We start from the raw sequence: 22,735 nt of genomic DNA on the forward strand, positions 1-22,735 counted from the left end.
GAAGAAGAAAGAGCTGCTGGCGAGCGGCGAGCTCGATTGCGTCATGGGCAGCTTTAGCATGACGGGTAGCGAAAACGAGTATCGTTGAGCCGGCCCGTACCTTGCGAGCCGCCAGGTGGTCGCGGTCGATCCCCAGAGCGATATCTATACGCTTGCCGATCTTGAGGATAAGATCGTGGCGGTTCAGTCCACCACCAAGCCCGAGGGCATTTTGCTCAATCGCACAAATGAAAGCGTTCCGCAGATCAAGGAACTCTACTGCTTTTCGGACCGTTCATGCCTGAACCCGGCGCTCGTCGAAGGCCTGGTCGACGCCATCGCCGCGCATGAGTCCTTGCTGCTCACCTACGAAAAAGACTATGGCGTAACGTATCGCATTTTGGATGAGCCGCTGCTAGAGGTTGGTTTGGGCACTGCTTTCGATATCAACGATACGCGCGGCATCGACGTCAAGCTCACTCATGCCTACCAAGAAATGCTTGCCGATGGCACCATGGAACGCCTGGTGTCAAAGTACTTTGATGACCCTTCGCCATTTTTGAATGTGGAGGGTCTGTCATGATCGATGTGCCTGACCACGCCGCTCAGGAGCGGGGCAATCGTTCGGCAGGGGCATGGCTCCTTGTCGCTCTGCTGGGGATAGTGCTCTCGGTTGTTGCCGGCATGATGAGCTACGGTTACATGACGGCCCAAGCCGAGCAGCGCTTTGCCGACGTTGTCGATTACGTGGCGACGCAGAGCCTTTCCTACGATGCATTCAACAGCGCCTATACGACCAAAAACCTGATTCGCGTTATGGAGATCGCCGGAGAGGCTGCCCGCGATATGGAGCGCGACGGTTCGGTGGATAGCGCCATGCTGGAGCAATACGCCGACCAGTTCAACGTGAGCGCGTTGATCGTGACAGACGCATCGGGCAATTTGGTGTCCGAGTCCTCGACGGGCGATGTGGGCTACGAGTCGCTCGCTACGTATCTCAAAGAATCACCCGTGCTGGAGGTGGCAACTCATCCGCTTAAGTCCTATACCGCCCGCATCACGCTTGCGGATGATTCGGTCGCAGACATTGGCTGCGTGACTCGGCAGGATGGCGAGGGCATCGTTATCGCGGTAAGGCATCAGAGCGCGAAGGCGGTTGCAAGCAATACACTCAAACTGCAGAGTTTGCTCGAAGGCTATGAAACCATCGATAGCGGCAATATCGTGATCGAAAGCGACGGCAAGGTCGTTGCGACCAATGCCGTTGAACCCACTGTATTGGGCGTATTCGATCTGCCTGCGACGGACGTCTTCATTGTCGACGGTATTAAGGATCGATGCCTGGCCGGTAAGGTCAAATTGATTAACGCCGACGGCGAGTGGTATTTGGGCACATTTGGAAAAGCGCACAAATTCTATGTGTACACCTATGCTCCGGCGCGGCGTTACTTCGAGGTCGTCGCGGCTGTTGCTGCCGGCGTGCTGGCGCTCTACAGCGGTTTTATAGCCGTTGTTGTGATGGTGCGTCGCCGCGCTGATCGCCGACGTTTGACGGACTTGCTGCAGCAGGAGCGCGACTATGGCGACAAGCTGGCAAAGGCGGCGCGTGAGGCCTCGTCTGCCAACTCGGCAAAGACAGAGTTTCTGCGTCGCATGAGCCACGATCTGCGCACGCCCATCAACGGCATTCGCGGCATGGTCGAGGTTGGCGATGCCAATGCGGACGATCTGCAAAAGCAGACTGAGTGCCGCTCGAAAATCTGGACGGCATCGGGACTGCTGCTCGACCTTGCCAACGAGGCACTCGATATGAGTCGCCTGGAGAGCGGGCAGGTCGACCTGAACCTCGTACCCACAAATTTGGTGGCACTCAACTGTGAAGTGCGCGATATTCTGGAGCGCCAGGCCGAGGAGCGTCTGGTGACAATTATCTGCGACCAGCAGACCCTTAATCATCCCTATGCTCGGGTGAGCGTGACGCACCTCAAGCGCTTGTTGCTCAATATTGCCGGCAATGCCGTCAAGTACAACCGCCAGGGCGGCTATGTTCGCCTGGTGTGCCGCGAGGTGGAGCCAGCGGATGGCGCCCCCGTCTATGAATACACGATCGCCGACAACGGTATTGGCATGAGCGAGGAGTTCCAACAGCACCTCTACGAGCCGTTTTGCCGCGAGGGGCAACAGGTGGAAGGCGCCTCATCGGGAACTGGCCTGGGCGCGCCTATCGCAAAACAGTTAGTCGAGCTTATGGGCGGAACCATGAGTTTTACGAGCGTCTTGGGGCAGGGGACGACGTTTGCCATCCGCCTGCCGTTCGAGAAATGCAAGCGCTCCGAGATTCCTCAGGCAGTTCGCGCGGATGCGGGCGATGGTGATGCGCTCCAGGGCTTGCGCGTTTTGCTCGTAGAGGATAACGATCTGAATGCCGAGATCGCGCAGTTTACACTCAGCCGTGCCGGTGCCGTCGTGACGCATGCTAAGGATGGCGAGTCTGCCGTTGAGGCGTTTGCCGCGAGCGCACCGCACGAGTACGACGTGGTGTTGATGGACATCATGATGCCTGGCATCGATGGCCTTGAGGCCACGCGTCGGATTCGAGCACTCGATCGCGAGGATGCCGCGACCACGCCGATTATCGCCGTGAGTGCCAACGCCTTTGCCGACGACCGCAGACTTTCGCGCGAGGCGGGCATGGACGCGCACCTGAGCAAGCCTGTGAGCTCACAAGAGCTCGTCGAGGCGCTGGCGCACATCGCCGCCGACGCTTCATAAGCATATGGCCCGGTTCCAAGGTGGGTTGGAACCGGGCCATATTGTTATTTATGAGACCTGCTGAGGGGCTTACTTTTCCTGAATCTGCTTGCCGCAAAGATGCTCAATCGAAATCTCGTAGAGCTGGACGCCCTTAATGTCCTTGGCGATTTCCTCTTCGACCTCCTCGGCAGAAGGGTAGTACTTAAGGGCGAGCTGGCGGACTTTGTCCTCGATAAGCGCGGGGGTGTCATTCGCCAGGCGACAGCGGCCAAAGACCACGGTACTCATAACGTAGGGAGCCCAGTCACCGTCCTTGTACCACTCGTTGCCGTAAACGGTAAAGCAGACCTTGTCATCGCGCTTGAGTGCGTCGACCTTGTGGCCGGCCTTGGCGCCATGGAAATAAATCTTGTCGTGCTCGGTGTCAAAGAAGTAGTTGACGGGAATGGCGTACGGGTAGCCATCGTCGCCGTTGACGGCAAAGACGCCGCGCTTGCAGGTGGCGAGCAGTTCGCGCGCTTCCTCGTCAGTGATGGCGCGTTTCTTTCGACGTAAGGGCCTAAACATCGTTGACTTCCTTTCTGGTCGTGCGTGGTGGTTGGGCACAAACTATAGCGAAACGGATCCGTTTTTCTTGATGCGGGCGAGTATGTTTTTGAGCTTGTTAAAGTCGAGCGGTTTGGACAGATGGGCGTTCATGCCGGCGTCGTGTGCCGCCTTGGCGTCCTCGGCAAAGGCATTGGCGGTGAGCGCGATGATGGGAATGTCGGCTGCATCGACCTTCTCGCTCAGGCGAATCGCGCGGGTTGCCTCATAGCCGTCCATGTCCGGCATCATAATGTCCATCAGAATGGCATCGAAGCTGCCGGCGGGACGGCCAACGTATAGGTCGACCGCTTCGTTGCCATCGGCGGCGCGAGTTACGACAATGCCTTCGCTTTCGAGCAGCGCCTGGGCAATCTCGGCATTGAGCTCGTTATCTTCTGCCAAAAGAACGTTCATGCCGGCAAGCGAGCAGCTGTCTGCTTGCTCGTCCGCGCGTTCTCTTGCCTGAGGGTCTTTGTCGATATCGAGCGGAATCTGGACGTTGAACGTACTCCCCACGCCAACCTCACTCGAAATCTCAATCGTGCCGCCCATCAGTTCAATAAGCGACTTGACGATTGGCATTCCCATGCCGGTTCCTTGGAACTTGCTGCGCGCATCGTCACCTTCTTGGGCAAACGGCTCATAGATATGCTTTAAAAACTTGGGAGTCATACCAATGCCGGTGTCCGAAACGCTAAAGCAAAAGAGAGCGCGCCCGTTATCGAGTGGCTTGGTCTTTGAGCTAAAGGTGACGGAGCCGCCGTGCTTGTTGTACTTAATGCTGTTGTCTAACAGGTTGATCATGATCTGTCGGATATGGGTGGGACTGCCGACCATGTATGGCCCCGTGGCGTACGGCAGACTATTGTCCTGCATTGTGATGCCGTTACTGGACGCGCGGAGCTTGCACAGCACCAGCGTATCGTCACAGAGCTCTTTGAGGTTAAAAGGCACATGTTCCAGTGTTAGCTTGCGGTCTTCGATCTTGCCCATCTCGAGGATGTCGTTGATCAGCGAGAGCAGGTGATTGGCGGCAACGCGCGCCTTGGCACGGCTCTCGCGGGCGACCTGGATATCGCCTTCCTTCAATTCCTCGATCTCGATAAGGCCCAGGATACCGTTGAGCGGCGTACGGATGTCGTGGCTCATGCGTGTGAGGAATGCCGTCTTGGCGGCGTTGGCGGCATCGGCTTTTTTGCGCTCGGTTCGAGCGCGCACGAGTGCCCAGATGAGCAGGACGATGCCGACCGACAACATACCGATGAGGGCAGCTGCAACGGCGGCACGGTTGCGATAAAGGAATTGAAGCGTGTTGGATTCCTGGGCCGTGTACGACGTGGAGGAGTAATTGCTTGCGGAGAGCGATTCTCCGGCATTGATGATGCCCTTGTTGATGATTCCCAACAGCTCGGGTTTTCCGCGCGAAATCCAGCACGAGAGCTCACAGGTGTCAGGGAGCTCGGTCGTCTCGTAGCCTTCGAGATCATAACGGTCGCCGATGGTTTTTACACGTGAACTGGGAGCGACGATGCAGTGTGCCGTTCCCTTCCTGAGGGCGTCGAACGCTTCATCGGCGGATTGGTATTCGGTCACGGTCGCTGTGGGGAACAGACTTTCGAGTACATTTCGGTTGATAAACGATGATTTGGTGCAGGCGATGTTCTGAAGGTCTTTGTTCAGGTTGCCGCCGGTGTGGACGGCGGTGAGGGACACGGTTCCCAACGATACCGACTGCACAACGCCAGATTGCTCGGCAAACCAGTAATCTCGGTATACCGGCAGCGCAGCGTCGATGCTTCCCTTTGACAGGGCCTTTGACATCATCTTGTAGCTATCAAAGGCGACGGTTTTGACCGTAATGCCAAATTTATCGTGCAACGTCGTCGCAAGCGATGCGAGCGAGCCTTCCATTTTGCCGTCTTCGTCTTCGTTGCAGTAGGGGAGTTTGCCCGTAATGTAGCCAAACGTGATGGTGTTGTCATTTGCTTTGAGCCAGGAACGTTCGGGGCCGTTGAGCGATGATGAACCGCTGTTTTGGGCCGAGTAGTTAGATTTGACTTCGTCGATATAGCGTGGGCTGACGCGGGCGATTGCCGACATGGCGGCATTGATGTCGTCCATCAGGTCGGGGCGGCTTTTGGGGACGGCAAAATAGTAGTCACTCGAGCCAACGTAGAACATGGGGGAGGCATCGGGCGACGAAATGGTGTCGTTCATGATGACGGCATCGACTTCGTCGTTTGCGAGCGCGTCAAAGAGCATGGATCCCCCGTCATACTCCCTGTATGTGCAGGTAATGCCTTCGTTGGCGAGCCACTGCTGGCCAACGAAGGTTTGCATAACGTCGGGGTTGTAGCCGATGGTAAGGCCTTGGAGCGCTTGGGGGTCACCCTTGGTCAGGTCGTCGCGATCGGGCTTGGCGTAGATGTAGTAGCGCTCGGTGCCCTCGGGGTTCGAGGAAAAGAGCAGCTTTTGGGCGCGTTCCTCGGAGTAGGAGATGTTGGGCATGAGGTCGATTTCGCCTGCCTCGAGCATGTCCATAAGCTCTGTGAAGGTGCCGGAGACGTATTCGTACCGCCAGCCGGGCGTGTAGTACGACAGGGTCTGGAGGTACTCGTAACCCCATCCCGAGAGACGCTCGCCGGGGGTGCCGTCCTGGAAGCCCTCGTTGTTGACGAGCCAGCCGACGCGGACCGTTTTGACTTGCTGACTAGAGTCATCGGCAAAAGCCTGGACAGGTGCGATAGAACTCAGCACGACAAGCGCGGCAAGCACAACGGCCAGGGCGCGATATATAACTGAACGAAGGACAGTGACAGCTCTCACATGCAATCCTAACGAATCGAGACATTACCGCATAAGGATACCAGCTCAGCCTGCCTAGTCGGCAGCTGGTAGTCATTGGGGACGTTCTTAAACGACTAGTCATTGGGGACGTTCTTGTTTGACTAGTCATTTAAGAACGTCCCCAATGACTAGTTTCGTTTGCGGGGGAGGCGTGGGACAATACCGAGCGAACGTGATTGGGCATCTGGGAAAAGGGGTCGCGATGAAAAAGCTCAAGACGCTTGCTGATGTGTTACGCCAGGCGGGCTTCGTGCGCATTACGGAGCTGTTCCTCGTCTTCTATCTGCTGTGCTCGACGGCCGTCTGGCTGTCCGAGCCCACGACCCTCACGTTTGGCGATGGCCTGTGGTTTAGCTTTGAGACGGTCTCGACCATTGGCTTTGGTGACATTCCGGCCGAGACACCGGTTGCTCGCGCCATTACCGTCATTCTGAGCGTCATCAGCATCTTCTACATCGCCATGCTCACGGGCGTGGCGGTGAACTACTGCAATACGCTTATCAAGATGCGTCAAAAGGACACCATGGCGCGCTTTATGAATGATCTGGAGCATTTGGAAGAGCTCGATCGCGACGAGCTTGCCAATCTTTCGCGTCGCGTGCGCGAGTATCGTCGACGCCAGCTCTAAGACGAACGTCGTGCGCCACAACAGGGGGACTGAATATGCATATCACCGTGTATCTGGGTGCCAGTGCCGGCAATGACCCGGCGTTTCTGCCCGCGGTGCAGGAGCTGGGCAACTGGATTGGCGCCAACGGACACGCACTGGTATACGGCGGGTCAAAATCGGGCCTGATGGGTGCGCTTGCCGATAGCGTACTCGAGGCGGGTGGACACGTGACGGGTGTTGAGCCGAGCTTTTTTATCGAGGCTGAGTTTCAACATGACGGTATCGACGACCTCATCGTGACGAGTGATATGGCGGAGCGCAAGGCCAAGATGATCGAGCTCGGCGATGCGTTCATCGCCTTTCCCGGTGGGACGGGCACGCTCGAGGAGATTGCCGAGGTCATGTCCGCGGTGTCGTTGGGGCACCTGAGTGCTCCATGCATCCTGTATAACCTGGACGGTTACTACAACGACCTCAAGGCGCTGCTCGGGCACATGATTGATAAAGGACTTTCGAGCCCGCGGCGCCAGCACGGCATCTACTTTGCCGACGATTTGCGTGAGATTGCCTCGATTATCAACGGATAAGTCTTGAGCCTGCCCCACTATGGCTCCCAATGGTGCCGTTCGCGGCGTGGATGGTTGGCTCGTTCGGGCAACGCTCGCTCTACAATAAAACGTATCTATGTCGACTTTGACCGCGGGAGGACCCGATGGACAACCTTGCCAAACCCACAAACCGCGCGCTGTTTTTAGCTAGCGTTGCCGTGACCGGTGCGTTCGCAGGTGCCGCGGTCTGGCTGTTCTTTTTTGCGATGGAGCACGGTATCGACTATCTATGGACCGAGATTCCGCACGCGCTGGGCGTCTCTTCGCCCGAGCTTGCCAGCGGCCCGTTTGGCTTTTTGCCGTACCCGTTTTTTGTCTGCCTGCTGGGTGGCCTGTTAATCGGTCTGTACGAAAAGATGACAGGCACCAAGACCGATGACCTCAACCAGGTGATGGCTAAGGTTAAGCAAGACGGGCGCTATCCGTACGACAACCTGGGCAAGCTTTCGCTCGCGGCGTTGCTGCCGCTGCTGTTTGGCGGAAGCATTGGACCGGAGGCCGGCTTGACCGGCGTTATCGCGGGTCTGTGCAGCTGGGTCGGCGACCGCATGCGTCGCTTTGGCGCCGAGTTTAGGGAGCTCACGCTGCTGGGCACCCAGGCCGCCCTGACGGCGCTCTTTACCGCGCCCGTCTTTGGCTTTGTGGCGCCGCTTGCCGGTAGCGCCGACGGCCAGGGCGAAGACGCCGACGATGAGCCCGCGTCCGACGAGATCACGATCAAGCTGCCCAAGGCGCAAAAGACGGTGGTCTACGGTATTGCGATTGCCGGCGGTCTGGGCACTTACCTGCTGCTTGGCCAGCTTGTGGGCGGCGGCATGGGCATGCCCAGGTTCGAGTCCGCCGAGGTGGGCAACCTGGAACTTGCCTGGCTCATTCCGCTGGCGTTGGTCGGCACCGTATGCGGCTGGCTGTACTTTGTCTCTGAGCATGCAAGCGAGGCACTGTCCCATGCAATAGGGGAGCGTCCTGTCGTCAAGGCCATGCTAGCCGGTCTGGCGCTCGCCATCTGTGGCACGGTCCTGCCCTATACCATGTTTGCCGGCGAGACCCAGGCCGACGTGCTCATGGAAACCTATCTGACCATTCCCGCCGGCGTACTTATCGCGACCGGTCTTGTCAAGGCCATGCTGACCCCCGCCCTCATCAACCTTGGTTGGCGCGGCGGCCACTTCTTCCCGGTTATCTTCTCGGGCGTAAGCCTGGGCTATGGCCTTGCTATCCTCACCGGCGCCGATCCGGTCTTTTGCGTCGCCGTTTGCACGGCCTCGACGATGGGCGCCGTTATGCGTCAGCCCGTCATGGTCGTGGGCCTGCTGCTTATGTGTTTCCCGCTCAAGGGTATCGTCTGCATGATCATCGCCGCCGTTATCGCCGCCGGCATTCCGCTGCCCAAGCCGCTGCGCAAATAGCGCGGTTAATCGCGAGTCAACTCCAGAGGGGTACGAGATGATCCTGTACTTTAGCGCGACGGGGAACAGCGAACATGTGGCGCGTCGCATTGCGGCGGCGACAGACGACAAGGTTGTGTCGATTGAGCGTTTTGATGTCGAAGCCCTTCGCCTTGTTGCGACGGAAGGCCCCTGCCAGCTGGGATTTGTTGCTCCGGTGTATGCCTGGGGTCTGCCGACACCGATGATCGAGTTTTTGAAGACTGCCGACCTGTCGATTGCTGCCGGTGCAAAGGGCGGCGAGCGCCCCTATACGTTCTATGTTTCGACGTACGGTTCGACGACCGGCCAATCTGCCAAGTTTGCCCGCGACCTGCTGCACGAGCGTGGGCTCGAGTTAGATGCGGCGATGAGCGTCAAGATGCCCGATACCTGGACGCCTGTTTTCGACCTGTCTGACCCTCAAAAGGTTGAGGGTATCAATAGAGCTGCCGAGGCGCAGATTGATGCCGTGATCGAGGCGGTGCGGGCACGCCGCACGGGCAACATGATGCGCCATCGCGTGCCTCTGTTTGCATCGTGCGCGTATCACGCAATTGGGCTGCCGCGCATGCAACAGACGAGCAAGTTTGCCGTCGATGCCGATCGCTGCATCGGCTGCGGCCTGTGTGCCAAGCGCTGCCCCATGGCGGCGATTGAGATGCGCGACGGCCTTCCCGTCTGGACAAAGCCGGAGTGCGCAGCCTGCCTTCGTTGCCTGCACCGTTGTCCCAAATTTGCCATCTCGCACGGTAAGCGCACGGCATCCCACGGTCAGTACAGGCATCCCAAGCCAGGTGTGAGGATGTAGCGGCTGCTGGCCGCGCTACTTCCAAACCGCGAGCGCCGCAGTGCCCAGTACGATGAGGGCGAGACCGATGGCGCTGCGCCGCGAGACCTTTTCGTTGAATGCCAAGCGCGCAAATAGTACCGATACGACAATCGATAGTTTGTCGATCTGCACCACGACGCTCACCTGGCCTGCGGCGATGGCATAGTAATAGAGCAGCCACGATGCTCCGGTCGCGATGCCCGATGCCGCGAGAAATACGAGCTCGTAGCGGTCTACGTGCACGGCTTGGCCCATCTTGCCTTTAGCTGCCACGATTGCCCATGCCATAACCAGTACCACGCAGGTGCGGATTGCCGTGGCCAGGTTTGACTCGACGCCTTCGATGCCGATCTTAGCGAGGACGGAGGTGAGTGCTGCGAACATGGCGGCGCCGAGGGCGTAAGCGAGCCAGGTCCGGTCTTGCTGCTGCTCGGGTCCGGCGGATTGCTGCTTCTCGGTCATTAAAAACGTGCCGAGGGTAATGACGGCGGTTCCCACGAGCTTAACCGCAAGGTTGCTCGTCTCGCCAAAAAGCACGATGGCGATCAGCGCGGCGAGCACGGTGCTCATCTTGTCGACCGGTACGACCTTATTGACGTCTCCGATGCTCAACGCCTTAAAGTAACAGATCCACGAAGCGCCGGTAGCGAGTCCCGAGAGGACGAGAAAGAGCCAGGATCTGGGTTCGATGCTGCCAATGGTTCCAATGGATCCAGAAATGCCCGCCATTGCCCAGGCGAAAACGAGCACCACGCAGGTGCGAATGGCCGTCGCGACATCGGAGTCGGTCTGCTTGATGCCGCATTTGGCCAAGATGGATGTGATGCCGGCAAAGAATGCTGACGCAAATGCTGCGACGACCCACGACACGGGTTGAGCGCCTCCTCAAAAAAGACCACGCCAGATCTATGGCGCATGTCCAATGATACCGCGCTTGCCTATAGGTTGCGTGCCCGGTAGACCTTGGTGCTGATGGCGCAGCTGACAGCGCCAAGGACGACCGTTGCCAGCGCGGCAATTCCTGCGCACAGGAAGCCAAGAACGGAAGGATCGGGATTCGCCCCGGCAATCATCGACATGAGCTGGTTGCTGATGGGGTTGAATGAGTTTAGCGTGACCATGATAAGGCACATGTATAGGGCGTATAGACCAACGGATAGGCGTTGCGCCTTCATGTGTTCAAATCGAAAGAACAGAGGCAGTACCAAAAACACCGCCATGAGGGAGAAAAGCATCGATATTGCCGAGGCGATTGCGGTCTCAAAGACGGTCTCTCCCGTGGAGGGGATACCCACGCTGTTTAAGATCGGGATGGCGACGATACTCAACAGCACGGCCGCGCACGTCATGATGACCGAGAAAATAGTGATGCACAGGTAGCGTGCGCTGACGATGTCTTTGCGTGAGATGGGCAGCGTTGCCCGATAGCGCTCCCATCCGTTTTGGTTGTCGAGCCCGGCCAGCGACGTCATGGCCATGATGGGCGACATGGCACTGATCGCGAAGGCGCCGGCGGCGCTCATATCGGAATCACCATTCGATGCCCTGACGGCGGTCAGCACGACGAAGATGAACAGGCCGACACCTGCGATGCTCGGGACGAGCGTGCGAACGATGGCAAGCTCGGACATAATGGCGCGTTTCATTTCAAGGCCCCTTTCAGCATGAAGCGAAGATAGTCATCAATGGTTGCCCGATCGCAGGGAATCTCGGGGAAGGCCTCGAGCACTTCGCAGTGGTTGGGCACGAGCACGTCCACGCTGTAGGCGTGGCGGGCGGCGCGGGTGCCTTCGACGCAAGCCATGAGCTCGGCGGCCTGTGCCTGGGTGCAGTGGGCGATGCCGGCGCGGTCGGTAATGTCCTCGCGTGGCAGGTCAAACACAATCGAGCCGTTATCGATGCAGATGACGCGGTCGGCAGCACGATCGAGATCAGACGTAATGTGGCTCGAGAGCAGCACGCTGCGCTGACCGTCGGCGACAAAGGCGAGCAGCTCATCGAGCAGTTCCTCGCGTGCCATGGGATCGAGGCCCGCGGTGGCTTCGTCCAAAACGAGCAGCTCGGCATTGTGGCTGAGCGCGCAGGCGAGCTGCAGCTTCATACCCATGCCGCGGGAGAGGTCCTTGACCTTTGTCTTGGGATCGAGGCCAAATCGGTTGATGAATCCGGCGAACGTTTCGCGGTCCCACGTGGGGTACGCCGGGCCTACGAGCGCCTCGATCTGGCCCACCTTGAGCGTGGAGGGGAAGGGGCACGTGTCCAGGACAAGACCGACGCGGGAGCGTAGATGGCGTTGCGACTCATCGGGCGCGTCGGCGCCACAGCGCTGCCCAAACAGGTGCACTTCGCCGGCATCGAGCTTTATAAGCCCGAGAGCAGCTCGAATCGTCGTTGTTTTACCAGCACCGTTGGCACCAACAAAGCCGACGATCTGGCCAGGCTCCACGGCAAGCGTGACGTCGCGCAGCGAAAAGCGGTCGCTTACAGTGCGTGAGATGCCTTTGAGTTCAAGCAAGTTTTGCATGGTATAGCCTTTCTTGCAGATGGCTACTGCATGGTTTTGGGGGCTACCAGGTCGAGCATCTCGTGCAGTTTGTCGCGCGTGACGCCCAAGGCTTCGGCTTGGCTTGCCGCTTTCGCAAGCAGCTCTTCGATATGACAGAGCTGGTTTTCGCGCAAAAGCTCCTGGTTACCCTCGGCGACAAAACAGCCCTTGCCCTGCACGGTGCAGATAAACCCGAGCTGCTCCAGGTCGGCGTAGGCGCGCTTGGTGGTGATGACGCTCACGCCAAGATCGCTCGCGAGTGCACGGATGCTGGGGAGTTTGGCTCCCGCAGCGAGCGTGCCCGAAAGGATCTGGGCTTTGACCTGCGAGGTTATCTGCTCGTAGATGGGCTTGTCGCTCGAATTGGATAGGATGATGTCCACAGCGGCTCCTTAGCTGATGGGCTACACGTGTATATAACCGGTAAGCACAGTATATATATACTATACACAGTTATGCAAGAGGTAAATACGGATTGCCCGCTCGTTCATTCATCTCAATCTGTAACATCTGGAACCGATTTGGACGGCTACCTGTTACAGATTGAGATTTTGCTGGCGGGCCCCACCTGTTTGTCTAAATCTGTAACAGGTAGAGGTTCAAAAACCGTCTAGATGTTACAGATCGAGACAAACTGCTGCGGAGTGCCGCCATCGACTGCTACCCTGGCCCTAACTGATGAATTTGTCCTGATAGGTGCCCTATGGCGGGATTTCGCGGCTACAATAATGCGGTTACAACGACGTAATGCACTCAATGCAAGAAAGGATCCGCATGGCAAGCCTGTCGGATGAAATCTCGTCGCGTCGCACATTCGCGATCATCAGCCACCCGGACGCCGGTAAGACCACGCTTACCGAGAAACTGCTGCTCTATACCGGCAGCATTCAGACCGCCGGCTCGGTCAAGGGCAAGAGCTCGGCCAAGCATGCCGTCTCGGACTGGATGGACATCGAGAAGGAGCGCGGTATTTCCGTTACCTCCTCGGTCCTGCAGTTCACCTACAACGGCGCCTGCGTCAACATCCTCGATACCCCCGGCCACCAGGACTTCTCGGAGGATACCTACCGTACCCTTATGGCCGCCGACGCCGCTGTCATGGTCATCGACGGCGCTAAGGGCGTCGAGGCCCAGACCAAGAAGCTCTTTAAGGTCTGCACGCTGCGCCACATTCCCATCTTCACCTTTGTGAACAAGCTCGACCACGAGGCCCGCGACCCGTTTGAGCTCATGGAAGAGATCGAGAATGTCCTGGGCATCAACACCTATCCCATGAACTGGCCGATCGGCAGCGGCCGCAATTTCCGCGGCGTGTTCGATCGTCAGACTCGTCGCGTCATTGCCTTTGAGGGCGACGGCCACGCCAACGCCACCAAGAAGGTCGCCGAGGTCGAGGCCGAGCTGGGCGATCCTTCCATGGACGAGCTCATCGGCGAGGAAAACCATAAGAACTTGATGGACGACATCGAGCTGCTCGATGGTGCCGGCGACGAGCTCGACTTGGATGCCGTGGCCTGCGGCAAGCTGAGCCCGGCGTTCTTTGGCTCAGCGCTCACCAACTTTGGCGTGGAGCCCTTCCTCAAGGAGTTCCTGCGTCTGGCCCCGACGCCGCGCGCCTATACCGATACGCTCACCGGCGAGCCGGTCGATCCCTGCCGCGACGACTTTAGCGGCTTTGTGTTTAAGATCCAGGCCAATATGGACAAGAACCACCGAGACCGCATCGCCTTTGTGCGCATTTGCTCGGGCAAGTTCGAGCGTGGCATGGATGCCTTCCACATGCAGGGCAACCGTAAACTCAAGCTGGCCACGGGCACCTCGATGATGGCCGATGACCGCGCGATTGTTGACGAGGCGTACGCGGGCGATATCGTGGGCCTGTTCGATCCGGGTATCTTTAGCATCGGCGACACCGTGTGCTCTGGCAAGCGCCACGTGCAGTATCCGCAGATCCCGACGTTTGCCCCCGAGATGTTCGCTCGCATTACGCAGGTCGATACGCTCAAGCGCAAGCAGTTCGTCAAGGGTATGGAGGAGCTTGCCCAGGAGGGCGCCATCCAGATCTTCCGCGAGCTGGGCGCCGGCATGGAGAGCGTCATCGTGGGCGTGGTCGGCGTGCTGCAGTTTGAGGTGCTCGAGCGCCGTCTCAAGGCCGAGTACCGTGTTGAGGTTCGTCGCCAGCCGCTGCCCTATACGGACATCCGCTGGATCCAGAACGACCCCGACACTATTGATATCCCGGGCCTTTCGCTCACGCGCGACACGCTGCGCGTCGAGGACATGCGCGGCGGTAAGCTGCTGCTGTTCACGAGCCCGTGGAACGTGGATTGGGCAACCGACCACAACCCCGACCTGATCCTGTCGGAGTTTGGCAACGTAGCCTTTTAACGTATCGGCGCGGTGGTCCTGCGGGGCTGCCGCGCCGTTTGCTTGCCTTATGCCGTGTGAGCGGCTATTATACCCACCGTCGTCTCAAGACCGGGGCGTCCGAGCAGTTCGGGTCCGATATCCTGCTCGTTAAACCTAAAACCAAAGGAGTACATAATGATCAAGAAGGTCATGGAGGACTACAAGGTCCTGTTGCGGAGCATTCCCGCGGCAACGGTTTCGCTGTTTTTCGTGAGCGTCATCATGATGAACCTGCTGGCCAACAAGGAGCTTATCAGCTTGCCGTATCTGGCACTCGATTGCGGCTTTGTGGTGAGCTGGGTCTCGTTTTTGTGCCAGGACATGATCTGCAAGCGCTTTGGCGCCAAGGCATCCATCAAAATCTCTATCCTCGCGCTGCTGGTCAACTTGGTCGTGAGCCTGTGCTTTTGGGCATGCTCGCTCACGCCCGGCATGTGGGGCGCCTACTACGACACGGGCATGATCGAGGTCAACACTGCCCTTAACGCCACTATCGGCGGCACCTGGTACGTGGTGCTTGGCTCTTCGCTGGCAATGCTCGTTTCTGCCGTGGTTAACTCCACGCTCAACCAGTCGCTCGGCCGTATGCTCAAAAAGAATAACTTTGCGAGCTTTGCCTTCCGCTCCTATGTGTCCACGGGTGTTGGCCAGTTTATCGACAATCTGGTCTTTGCCATTGTGGTGAGCCACACGTTCTTCGGCTGGACCTGGGTGCAAGTCCTCATGTGCTCGCTGACGGGCGCTGTTGCCGAGCTGCTGTGCGAGGTCTTCCTGAGCCCCGTGGGCTACAAGGTCGTGCGCGGCTGGGAGCGCGAGAATGTGGGCTCCGAGTACCTCGAGCGCCACGCAACCGCCTAAGGAGCAAGTATGCGGGTTTTGATCACGGGTACTTCGGGCGGTATCGGAGCCGCATGCGTGCAGCGCTTTTTGGACGAGGGCCACGAGGTCGTGGGCTTTGATCTGCTGCCGGCGTCGATCGAACACGAGCGCTACCGCCATCTGATTGTTGATGTCCGCGAGCCGGGCTCGTTTCCAGGCGACCTTGAACCCCAAGTGATCGTGAACGTTGCCGGTACGCAGGATTCGGCCGACGATATCGCCGCCAACCTGTGTGGCACCATCAACGTGACCGAGTGCTACGCTTTTGTGGGGGAGGGGCTTGTCGCCAAGCCGGCGCCCGCTATCAAATCCGTGGTCAATGTGGGGTCCGCGAGCGGACATACGGGATCGGAGTTTCCCGCCTATGCCGCCAGCAAGGGCGGCGTTATCGCCTACACCAAGAACCTTGCAAACCGTCTGGCGCCGCAGGCCATCGCCAACAGTGTGGACCCGGGCGGCGTTATCACGCCGCTCAACCGTTGCGTGATGGAAGACGAGCACCTGTGGAACCAGATTATGGAGCTCACGCCGCTTAAACGCTGGGCTACCGCCCAAGAGATCGCCGAGTGGATCTACTTTGTGGGCGTGACCAACCGGTTTATGACCGGACAGAGTCTGCTGATCGATGGCGGCGAGGCCGGCCGCACACAATTTATTTGGCCCGAATAGGAAACGCGCCCGATGGAAAGCTGTCGGGCGCGTTTTTGATGTATCGATTTTTAGCCGAGGCAGGTCCAGTTGACGGGGGTCGAGCTGTGCTGTTCGAGTAGTCGATTGGCAGCGGAGAAGGGGCGCGACCCCATAAAAGCGGGGAGTTCTGCCGTGGCACGGTTGGCCGAAAGCGGCGAGGGGTGTGTGGAGGCCAGGCAGAACTTGTCGGTTGCCTTGCCCGCACCAGTTGCGACGAGCTTACCTTCGACCATCTGCTGGGCAAAGCGGCCCCATGCCAAAAAGACTATCGGCTGGGGCAGCTGACAGCAGCGTTCGATAACGTAGTCGGTGAGCGTGCTCCAGCCCAGTTTGGCGTGCGAGTTGGCGGCATGATCGCGCACGGTGAGCGTAGTGTTGAGGAGCAGGACGCCCTGTTGTGCCCATGGGGTTAGGTCTCCTGTGGCGGGAATGGGACAACCCAGATCGGCTTTGAGTTCCTTGTAAATGTTGCGCAGGCTCGGCGGCAACTTGGTTTGCGTCGCGGGGACCGAGAACGACAGCCCCATTGCCTGGTTGGGTCCGTGATAGGGGTCTTGACCCAAGATGACAACCTTGACCTGGTCGGCCGGCGTGTAGGCGAGGGCATTGAGGATGTCGTCTTGTGCCGGGTAGATGGTCTGCTCGCCACGCAAAAGGGCGATACGCTCGAGCAGCTGGTTCGTAGTGTCACGTACCGGCTGCGGCGCATTGCCCAACCAAGTTGCTATGTTGAGGTCGCGGGTTGCGGTGTCCATGGGGCTCCTTTATGGCAGATGCTCTGTTGGCATCTATTGTAAAGGCGCACCGGTTGCCTTTATGCCACGGCTGTATGAAGAGCGGGGTCTACGAGACGTGCTCGGGCGCTCCTGCCATGCGAGCCTGTCCATGCGCGCGAAGGCGCGGAAGCTCGACGGTTGCCACCATGACGCCGGTGAGGATGAGGGCGGCGCCAAAGAAGGCGATGGGGCTCAGGACTTCGCCGACCAGGAAGAACGAAAAGACGGCAGAGCAGACCGGCTCGAGCGAGAAGGCGAAGCCAGTGGTCTCGGCGGGCACGTGGGGCTGCACGAGCGTTTGGGTGATAAAGCCGTAAGCAGAGCAGATGAGTGCGAGCGCAATGACGACCACGATCTCGCTGGGCGTACTGGGAAGCGTGAAGCCGCCAAAGGTGAATGCCGCGACGCCCGAGAACAAACCGCCAAAGCCCAGCTGCCAAACGCCCAGAGCCAGCGGGTCGACATCTTCGACAAAGCGCTTCGCCACAATGATGTGTCCGGCGTAGACAAAGGCGGAGAGCAGCATGATGATCGCGCCCGGGTTCAGGCTGGTAAAGTCGGCGCCCGAGAGCAGCAGCATACCGCAGGTGACGATGGCGGTGCCGACGAGCACTTTGCGCTCGGGGGCGCGACGCAGCAGGGCGGCGTTGGCAAACGGTACGATCACGACCGTCAGGCTCTGCAAAAAGCCGGCAGTGGAGGCAGAGGTGAGGCTGGAGCCCAGGCACATGCAGGTGAGCTCGGTTGCCATAATGGCGCCGATGATGGCGGCACGGACCATAAGGTCGCGGTTGATGCGCAACGCGTGCTTGTGGAAGAGCAACAGGCAGACCACAAAGGCGATGATGCAACGTAGCGCGACGATGCTCGTGGCGTTCATGCTGTCCATGCCGATCTTCATGAGGGGATACGAAAAGCCCCATGCGACGGGAACGGAAAATGAGAGCGCGATTGCTTTTTTGCGATCCATGGGACTCCTTTTGTTACAGAACGGTTTCGCAAAAAGGATTCTGCTCCCAGATGTGGATGTAGTAAAGCGAATGTATCTTCAGTATGATTAAGAAATACTAATGTATGCAGAAAAAGCCCTGGCAAAACGTTTTACGGCTTCATTGATGTGGAGGCACGATGGCATCGCGGTATCAGATTGTTTGCATGGTGGTCGATCGCGGCAGTCTTAAGGGCGCGGCGGACGAGCTGGGTTATACGCAAAGCGCGGTGAGCCAGGCCGTCAAGGCGCTCGAGCGTGAGCTGGGCACCACGCTTATCGAGCGCGGTAAGCAGGGTGTGTCGCTTACGCGCGATGGCAAACAGTACCTGCCGTATTTGCGACAGATTGTGACTGCCGAGGCTGAGCTCGAGGGCAAGCGCCAGGAACTGCTGGGGCTTTCGTCGACTGATATTCGCATTGCGACGTTTACCAACGTGAGCCGTACTGTGTTGCCACGCGTGATCCGCGACTTTGGTGCGCTGCACCCGGGCGTACGCTTTACCCTCAAGCAGGGCGATTACACGCGCAACGCTCAATGGGTGCACGATGGCGTGGTTGATTTTTGTTTTACGGCGCGCGGATTTACCACCGGGCTCGAGAAGCGCGTGGTCTATCACGACGAGTTGGTAGCATTGTTGCCGGCCGCGCATCCGCTGACGGCAAAGGAAAAGGTGACACTCGCCGACCTGGCGTCCGAGCCGTTTGTGCTGCTGGATGAGGGCGAACAGAGTCTGGTGCTCGATGCATTTGCGGCGCATGAGCTGTCGCCGCATGTGACGAGCGAGGTCACCGACGACTACACCATCATGGCGATGGTGGAGGAGGGCCTAGGCGTGAGTATGCTATATCGCCGTACCGTTGAGGGCATGCGGGCCGATATTCGCGTACGTCCCATCGTGCATGCTCCCTCGCGCGACGTAGTGGCGGCTTGGCGCAGCTGGGACACCATGCCCATCGCCACGAGGCGCTTTATCGACTATATGAGCTCGCATATTGTCAATTAATGACTGGCGTGGCGTTGAGTGCGGTGTTTAGCGGGCTGTCGCTTTGGCTTGGGTGGCGCGATAGGTGCGTGCCGGGTGGCAGAGTAGTACCGCCACGACCATAAAGAACGCCGTGGTGCCCAGGCTGATGGGGTAGACCATCATGATGTTCGCAAAGGTGCGGAAGTGCGGGAACACGCAGAACACCCAATAGAAGCGGATGCCGCAGACGCAGATCATGGTGATGAGGGCGGGCGTGAGCGAGATACCAAAGCCGCGCAGGTAGCCTGACATGTTTTCGTAGAACATGCTAAAGGCGTACGCCGGGAAGATCGAGCACACGCGGATATAGCCGATCGAGACGATGTTGGGATCGCTGTTGAACAGCGACAAGATCTCACGCCCCAGGCCGACAATAACGATAATTGTGGTGAGCGCGACGATACCGCCTTCGACAAGGCAGACCTTGAGCGTCTTGGTACAGCGGTCGATCTGACGGGCACCGTGATTTTGTCCCACAAAGGTAGTGCAAGCCTGGCTAAAGCTGTTGAGCAGGTTGTAGCACACGTACTCCAGGCTCATGGCGGCGCTCGATGCCGCCATGACCTCGGTGCCCAGGCTGTTGATGGCGGACTGGATGATGATGTTGGCGACGGCAAAGACAGCGCTTTGGATGCCGGCGGGCAGGCCGATCTTAACGATGCGCTTGAGGGCGACGGGGTCGATAGCCAGGTCGCGCGGGGTGACGCGGACGACGGAGTCGGTCTTGAGCAGGCGAATAAAGAGCGTAGCGGCGCTGACGGTGTAGGCGATGGCGGTGGCGATGGCGACGCCCGCGACGCCCCAGTGGAGTACGGGGACAAAGATGAGGTCCAGGCCAATGTTGAGGACGGTGGACACGGCAAGCGCCTGCAGCGGCATGCGGGTGATGCCGACGGAGCGGAAAATCGCGGCCTCAAAGTTGTAGAGCAAAATCGAGGGCATGCTGAGCAAAAAGACACGTAGGTAGAGTGAAGCGAGCGGCATGGTCTCGGCGGGAACGTTGAGCGCGGCGAGCATGGGCTCGGCAAAGACCTCGCCCAGGGCGATGACGACAAAGCCCACGAGCGCCATTAAAATCGAGGTATGGACGGCGCGTTTGACCATGTTCTGATCGTTGCGGCCGATGGCGTTGGCGATGACCACGTTGGAGCCAAGCGACATGCCTATAAACAGGTTGAGCATAAGACTGGTAAGCGGAACATTGGAGCCGACCGCTGCCATGGCGAGGGTTCCCTGGTCGCCCGAGAAGTTACCGATGATGACCGTGGCGATGAGGTTCGACAGCTGCTCCAAGATGCTCGTGGCGGCCACGGGGAAGGCGAACAGGGGGATATTGCGCCACAGCGAGCCGGTGGTCATGTCAATGTGCTTAGATACGGTGTCAGCCATATGCTCTCAATCTCTAATATGCTCTTTCGTGCTTATTTGCGCAGATGATGATACTCCTAATGCAACCAGTCGGCACGTAGGGACGTTCCTTTTCTGCCGGCAGCTGGGGACACTCCTTATCTCTTCTAACTAGTCATTCAAGAACGTCCCCAATGACTAGGCGGGGAAGGCGTGCGACAATGGTGGGCGTTGTGTTGTTCGCGCTAAGGAGTTGCCATGTTGTTGTGTCCCGTTTGCCATGAGCCGTTGGTGGACGACGAGCGTGGTGCTGCATGTGCGGGCGGACACCGGTTTGACCGAGCTCGCGAGGGCTATCTATATCTACTACGTTCGTCCAAGAGCGGCGACTCCATGGGCGATCCCAAGTCGCAGGCACGCAGCCGTCGTGACTTTCTGAACCGTGGATACTATGCGCCGTTGCGCGATGCGATGGTTGAGCTGGTGCGCAAGCAGGTGTCTGGGCGCGCCGCGTTTACGAAAGATCCCATGACGCTGCTCGATATTTGCTGCGGTGAGGGCTACTACACCAGCGCCATGGGCGCGGTGCCGGGCGTGGATGCTTACGGTTTCGACTTGGGCAAAGAGATGGTTCGCCTGGCCGCCAAGCGCGGCGATGCAGCCTATTTCGTAGCCAACATGAAGGATATCCCCGTGGCCGATGGCGCTTTCGATATGGTGACCGAGCTCTTTGCTCCCTTTAACGAGCGCGAATTTGCCCGCGTGCTGGCGCCAGAGGGCTCGCTCTACACCGTGGTGCCGGGCGCCCGTCATCTCTTTGGGCTTAAGGAGGTGCTCTACGACACGCCGTACCTTAACGATGAGAAGCTGCCGAAGACCACCGAGCTCGAGTTAGTCGGAATGCAGCGGGTGTCTGCGAATATTACGCTTCAGACCCAGGCCGACATCGAGGCAGTGTTCCAGATGACGCCGTACTACTACCGTACGCGCCCTTCCGACAAAGAACGCCTGGCAAATTTGGACACCCTTCAAACCGACATCGACTTCATCATCGCCGAGTACCGCCACTAACCTACCAAAAAGGGACAGATTTATTTTGGCAGGTTTTATCTGGGCAAACGTAAAGGGCCGACCGCGGAGATGCGCGATCGGCCCTTTTTAGTTGCTTGGCTGAAACAGAGGTTATGAGAAGCGGGCGCTTACAGGCGGTCCTTGTTCTCGGCCTTAACGGCGTGTGCCTGCTGAACAAAGAACAGGTCGTACACCACGACGACAAAGGCGCCAAAGTTGATGGCGTCGCCGCCAAACGCGGGAAGCGTAAGCACCGCTTGGGCAAGCGTGGCGACCGCGGCAACAATACCGAGCTTAAACGCGCCGTCCACCTGCGAAGGCTTGTTGGCGCCCTTGATACCGGCGACGCCTGCGGCAAGGTCGACGAGACCCTTGGCGATAAGCACGACCGCTGCGAGCGTGGCGTACGAACCGTACGTGGAATCGAGACCGCCCGTGGCGATACCGACGCCGGCGGTGACGAGGCTGGCGATGCCCAAAACAAAGTAGATGAGAGCAAGGATTTTGAGAGTCTTGCGAGTGAAGCTCATGGCTGGTCCTTTCGATACGAGTACGCCAACTTGGCGCACCCAATGTACTGCACATATGGTGAAGCACATTGTAGTTCAACGCGGCGATGCATGCGTTTGAAAGCGTCTCTTGCCTGTACGGTCCAACCTTTCAAAAAGGAAAGCTGGACGTAAGCCAAATCGATGGCAGCTCATGTGCGGCGCTGCGATGATGAGGTCGTAACAAGGAGCTGGTCTCAAGGAGGAGCCATGATGTACGGAGCAGGGCAAGTGCGTGAGCCGCGGTCGTTGGGAAGGCGCATGAGTGATTCCGTGATCGCTGCCGTGTGCACGGGATTGATGGCGGTGCTTTGCATTGGGATGCTGTGGGCCATGTCACATGTGGGACAATAGCGGACGGTTGGGTGTCGTCATGAACGGCGCCCACGTATTCGTTTTGCTTGCTAAGGAGTACCCATGGGCGTCGTCGATCCCTTTTCTGTTGCTCGGGCCGCGGGGCTTGAGCTGACCGGGAAGCCCGAGGGCCTCACGCTCACCGACGGCACGATGGAGCTGCGTGCCGATTTTGGCCGCATGCTGCCGCGACTCAAGCAGGGCCGTCTGCAGCAAGAGCTGTTGGTGAAGGCTGCGCGTGCAAAAGGCATCGAGCGGCCGTGGGCAATTGACGCCACGGCAGGCTTTGGCGAGGATTCGCTGCTGCTCGCGGCCGCGGGCTTTGCGGTCGATTTGTATGAGCAGGATTGCGTGATTGCGGCGCTCCTCAAGGATGCCTTGGACCGCGCGGCAGATGATCCGGCGCTTGCGACAGCCGTGGCGCGCATGCGCTTACATGCGGGCGAGGACAGTAT

General features: G+C 58.7%; 22 protein-coding genes. 12 read left to right on the forward strand and 10 right to left on the reverse strand.

Translation table 11 applies throughout. The features are described 5' to 3' along the window. The first annotated feature begins 115 nt into the window (after positions 1 to 115). Positions 116 to 562 carry a substrate-binding periplasmic protein gene (locus AB5Z25_RS06860; protein WP_438265595.1) on the forward strand — a complete coding sequence of 149 codons (447 nt, stop codon included), beginning with the start codon at positions 116 to 118 and terminating at the stop codon, positions 560 to 562. Next, positions 559 to 2,751, forward strand: coding sequence for a hybrid sensor histidine kinase/response regulator (locus AB5Z25_RS06865; protein ID WP_368135129.1), 2,193 nt, complete (start codon positions 559 to 561; stop codon positions 2,749 to 2,751). The genes AB5Z25_RS06860 and AB5Z25_RS06865 overlap by 4 nt, the downstream gene beginning before the upstream one ends. Before the next feature lie 69 nt (positions 2,752 to 2,820). Here the strand turns inward: AB5Z25_RS06865 and AB5Z25_RS06870 are convergent, their stop codons facing one another. Both AB5Z25_RS06870 and AB5Z25_RS06875 read right to left on the reverse strand, forming a co-directional pair. Beyond that, positions 2,821 to 3,300: a pyridoxamine 5'-phosphate oxidase family protein gene (locus AB5Z25_RS06870; protein ID WP_368135130.1), complete on the reverse strand. Its 480-nt coding sequence runs from the start codon at positions 3,298 to 3,300 to the stop codon at positions 2,821 to 2,823. A 42-nt stretch (positions 3,301 to 3,342) separates the two neighbouring features. After that, a complete protein-coding gene (locus AB5Z25_RS06875) occupies positions 3,343 to 6,147 on the reverse strand; it encodes an ATP-binding protein (RefSeq protein ID WP_368135131.1) in 2,805 nt (934 codons plus the stop codon). 223 nt (positions 6,148 to 6,370) lie between these two features. Between AB5Z25_RS06875 and AB5Z25_RS06880 the strand changes: the two genes are divergently transcribed. The 4 genes from AB5Z25_RS06880 (at position 6,371) to AB5Z25_RS06895 (ending at position 9,624) form a co-directional block, all read left to right on the forward strand. Further along, on the forward strand, positions 6,371 to 6,796 hold the full coding sequence (locus AB5Z25_RS06880) for a potassium channel family protein (protein ID WP_368135132.1): 426 nt from the start codon (positions 6,371 to 6,373) through the stop codon (positions 6,794 to 6,796). A gap of 35 nt (positions 6,797 to 6,831) precedes the next feature. After that, entirely contained in the window at positions 6,832 to 7,365 is a 534-nt protein-coding gene (locus AB5Z25_RS06885) for an LOG family protein (RefSeq protein ID WP_343006642.1), read from the forward strand. 125 nt (positions 7,366 to 7,490) lie between these two features. After that, positions 7,491 to 8,795, forward strand: coding sequence for a chloride channel protein (locus tag AB5Z25_RS06890; protein WP_368135133.1), 1,305 nt, complete (start codon positions 7,491 to 7,493; stop codon positions 8,793 to 8,795). A 37-nt stretch (positions 8,796 to 8,832) separates the two neighbouring features. Continuing rightward, positions 8,833 to 9,624, forward strand: coding sequence for an EFR1 family ferrodoxin (locus tag AB5Z25_RS06895; protein ID WP_368135134.1), 792 nt, complete (start codon positions 8,833 to 8,835; stop codon positions 9,622 to 9,624). Positions 9,625 to 9,639: 15 nt separating this feature from the next. Here the strand turns inward: AB5Z25_RS06895 and AB5Z25_RS06900 are convergent, their stop codons facing one another. From AB5Z25_RS06900 to AB5Z25_RS06915, 4 genes are all read right to left on the reverse strand, one after another. Then, positions 9,640 to 10,515 carry an EamA family transporter gene (locus tag AB5Z25_RS06900; RefSeq protein WP_271736980.1) on the reverse strand — a complete coding sequence of 292 codons (876 nt, stop codon included), beginning with the start codon at positions 10,513 to 10,515 and terminating at the stop codon, positions 9,640 to 9,642. 68 nt (positions 10,516 to 10,583) lie between these two features. After that, positions 10,584 to 11,291, reverse strand: a complete 708-nt coding sequence (locus tag AB5Z25_RS06905) for an ABC-2 transporter permease (protein ID WP_349104977.1) — start codon at positions 11,289 to 11,291, stop codon at positions 10,584 to 10,586. After that, complete coding sequence (locus AB5Z25_RS06910) at positions 11,288 to 12,169, reverse strand: ABC transporter ATP-binding protein (protein WP_368135135.1); 882 nt, start codon at positions 12,167 to 12,169, stop codon at positions 11,288 to 11,290. The genes AB5Z25_RS06905 and AB5Z25_RS06910 overlap by 4 nt, the downstream gene beginning before the upstream one ends. 23 nt (positions 12,170 to 12,192) lie before the next feature. Then, complete coding sequence (locus AB5Z25_RS06915) at positions 12,193 to 12,573, reverse strand: GntR family transcriptional regulator (RefSeq protein ID WP_368135136.1); 381 nt, start codon at positions 12,571 to 12,573, stop codon at positions 12,193 to 12,195. Between the two features lie 391 nt (positions 12,574 to 12,964). Between AB5Z25_RS06915 and AB5Z25_RS06920 the strand changes: the two genes are divergently transcribed. The 3 genes from AB5Z25_RS06920 (at position 12,965) to AB5Z25_RS06930 (ending at position 16,147) form a co-directional block, all read left to right on the forward strand. Continuing rightward, positions 12,965 to 14,578 carry a peptide chain release factor 3 gene (locus tag AB5Z25_RS06920; RefSeq protein ID WP_349129970.1) on the forward strand — a complete coding sequence of 538 codons (1,614 nt, stop codon included), beginning with the start codon at positions 12,965 to 12,967 and terminating at the stop codon, positions 14,576 to 14,578. Between the two features lie 156 nt (positions 14,579 to 14,734). After that, positions 14,735 to 15,457, forward strand: a complete 723-nt coding sequence (locus tag AB5Z25_RS06925; protein WP_368135137.1) for a VUT family protein — start codon at positions 14,735 to 14,737, stop codon at positions 15,455 to 15,457. Between the two features lie 9 nt (positions 15,458 to 15,466). Beyond that, on the forward strand, positions 15,467 to 16,147 hold the full coding sequence (locus AB5Z25_RS06930) for an SDR family NAD(P)-dependent oxidoreductase (protein WP_368135138.1): 681 nt from the start codon (positions 15,467 to 15,469) through the stop codon (positions 16,145 to 16,147). A gap of 50 nt (positions 16,148 to 16,197) precedes the next feature. On the opposite strand, the gene AB5Z25_RS06935 is transcribed toward AB5Z25_RS06930, so the two are convergent. Both AB5Z25_RS06935 and AB5Z25_RS06940 read right to left on the reverse strand, forming a co-directional pair. Then, complete coding sequence (locus AB5Z25_RS06935) at positions 16,198 to 16,923, reverse strand: uracil-DNA glycosylase (protein ID WP_368135139.1); 726 nt, start codon at positions 16,921 to 16,923, stop codon at positions 16,198 to 16,200. Positions 16,924 to 17,011: 88 nt separating this feature from the next. Further along, positions 17,012 to 17,914: a DMT family transporter gene (locus AB5Z25_RS06940; RefSeq protein WP_368135140.1), complete on the reverse strand. Its 903-nt coding sequence runs from the start codon at positions 17,912 to 17,914 to the stop codon at positions 17,012 to 17,014. A gap of 158 nt (positions 17,915 to 18,072) precedes the next feature. Here AB5Z25_RS06940 and AB5Z25_RS06945 point away from each other — a divergent pair, with 158 nt between their 5' ends. Further along, complete coding sequence (locus AB5Z25_RS06945; protein ID WP_217107642.1) at positions 18,073 to 18,939, forward strand: LysR family transcriptional regulator; 867 nt, start codon at positions 18,073 to 18,075, stop codon at positions 18,937 to 18,939. Positions 18,940 to 18,966: 27 nt separating this feature from the next. Here AB5Z25_RS06945 and AB5Z25_RS06950 read toward each other — a convergent pair whose 3' ends face one another. Next, positions 18,967 to 20,349: an MATE family efflux transporter gene (locus tag AB5Z25_RS06950; protein ID WP_217107643.1), complete on the reverse strand. Its 1,383-nt coding sequence runs from the start codon at positions 20,347 to 20,349 to the stop codon at positions 18,967 to 18,969. Positions 20,350 to 20,565: 216 nt separating this feature from the next. Here AB5Z25_RS06950 and AB5Z25_RS06955 point away from each other — a divergent pair, with 216 nt between their 5' ends. Then, entirely contained in the window at positions 20,566 to 21,378 is an 813-nt protein-coding gene (locus tag AB5Z25_RS06955; protein ID WP_217107644.1) for a putative RNA methyltransferase, read from the forward strand. Between the two features lie 128 nt (positions 21,379 to 21,506). On the opposite strand, the gene AB5Z25_RS06960 is transcribed toward AB5Z25_RS06955, so the two are convergent. Continuing rightward, complete coding sequence (locus AB5Z25_RS06960; RefSeq protein WP_217107645.1) at positions 21,507 to 21,908, reverse strand: hypothetical protein; 402 nt, start codon at positions 21,906 to 21,908, stop codon at positions 21,507 to 21,509. A 435-nt stretch (positions 21,909 to 22,343) separates the two neighbouring features. Here AB5Z25_RS06960 and AB5Z25_RS06965 point away from each other — a divergent pair. Next, a partial coding sequence (locus tag AB5Z25_RS06965; RefSeq protein ID WP_368135141.1) for a class I SAM-dependent methyltransferase occupies positions 22,344 to 22,735 on the forward strand: 392 nt, incomplete at its 3' end.

It is taken from the genome of Collinsella aerofaciens, assembly GCF_040910325.1.
Lineage (GTDB): Bacteria > Actinomycetota > Coriobacteriia > Coriobacteriales > Coriobacteriaceae > Collinsella > Collinsella aerofaciens_BL.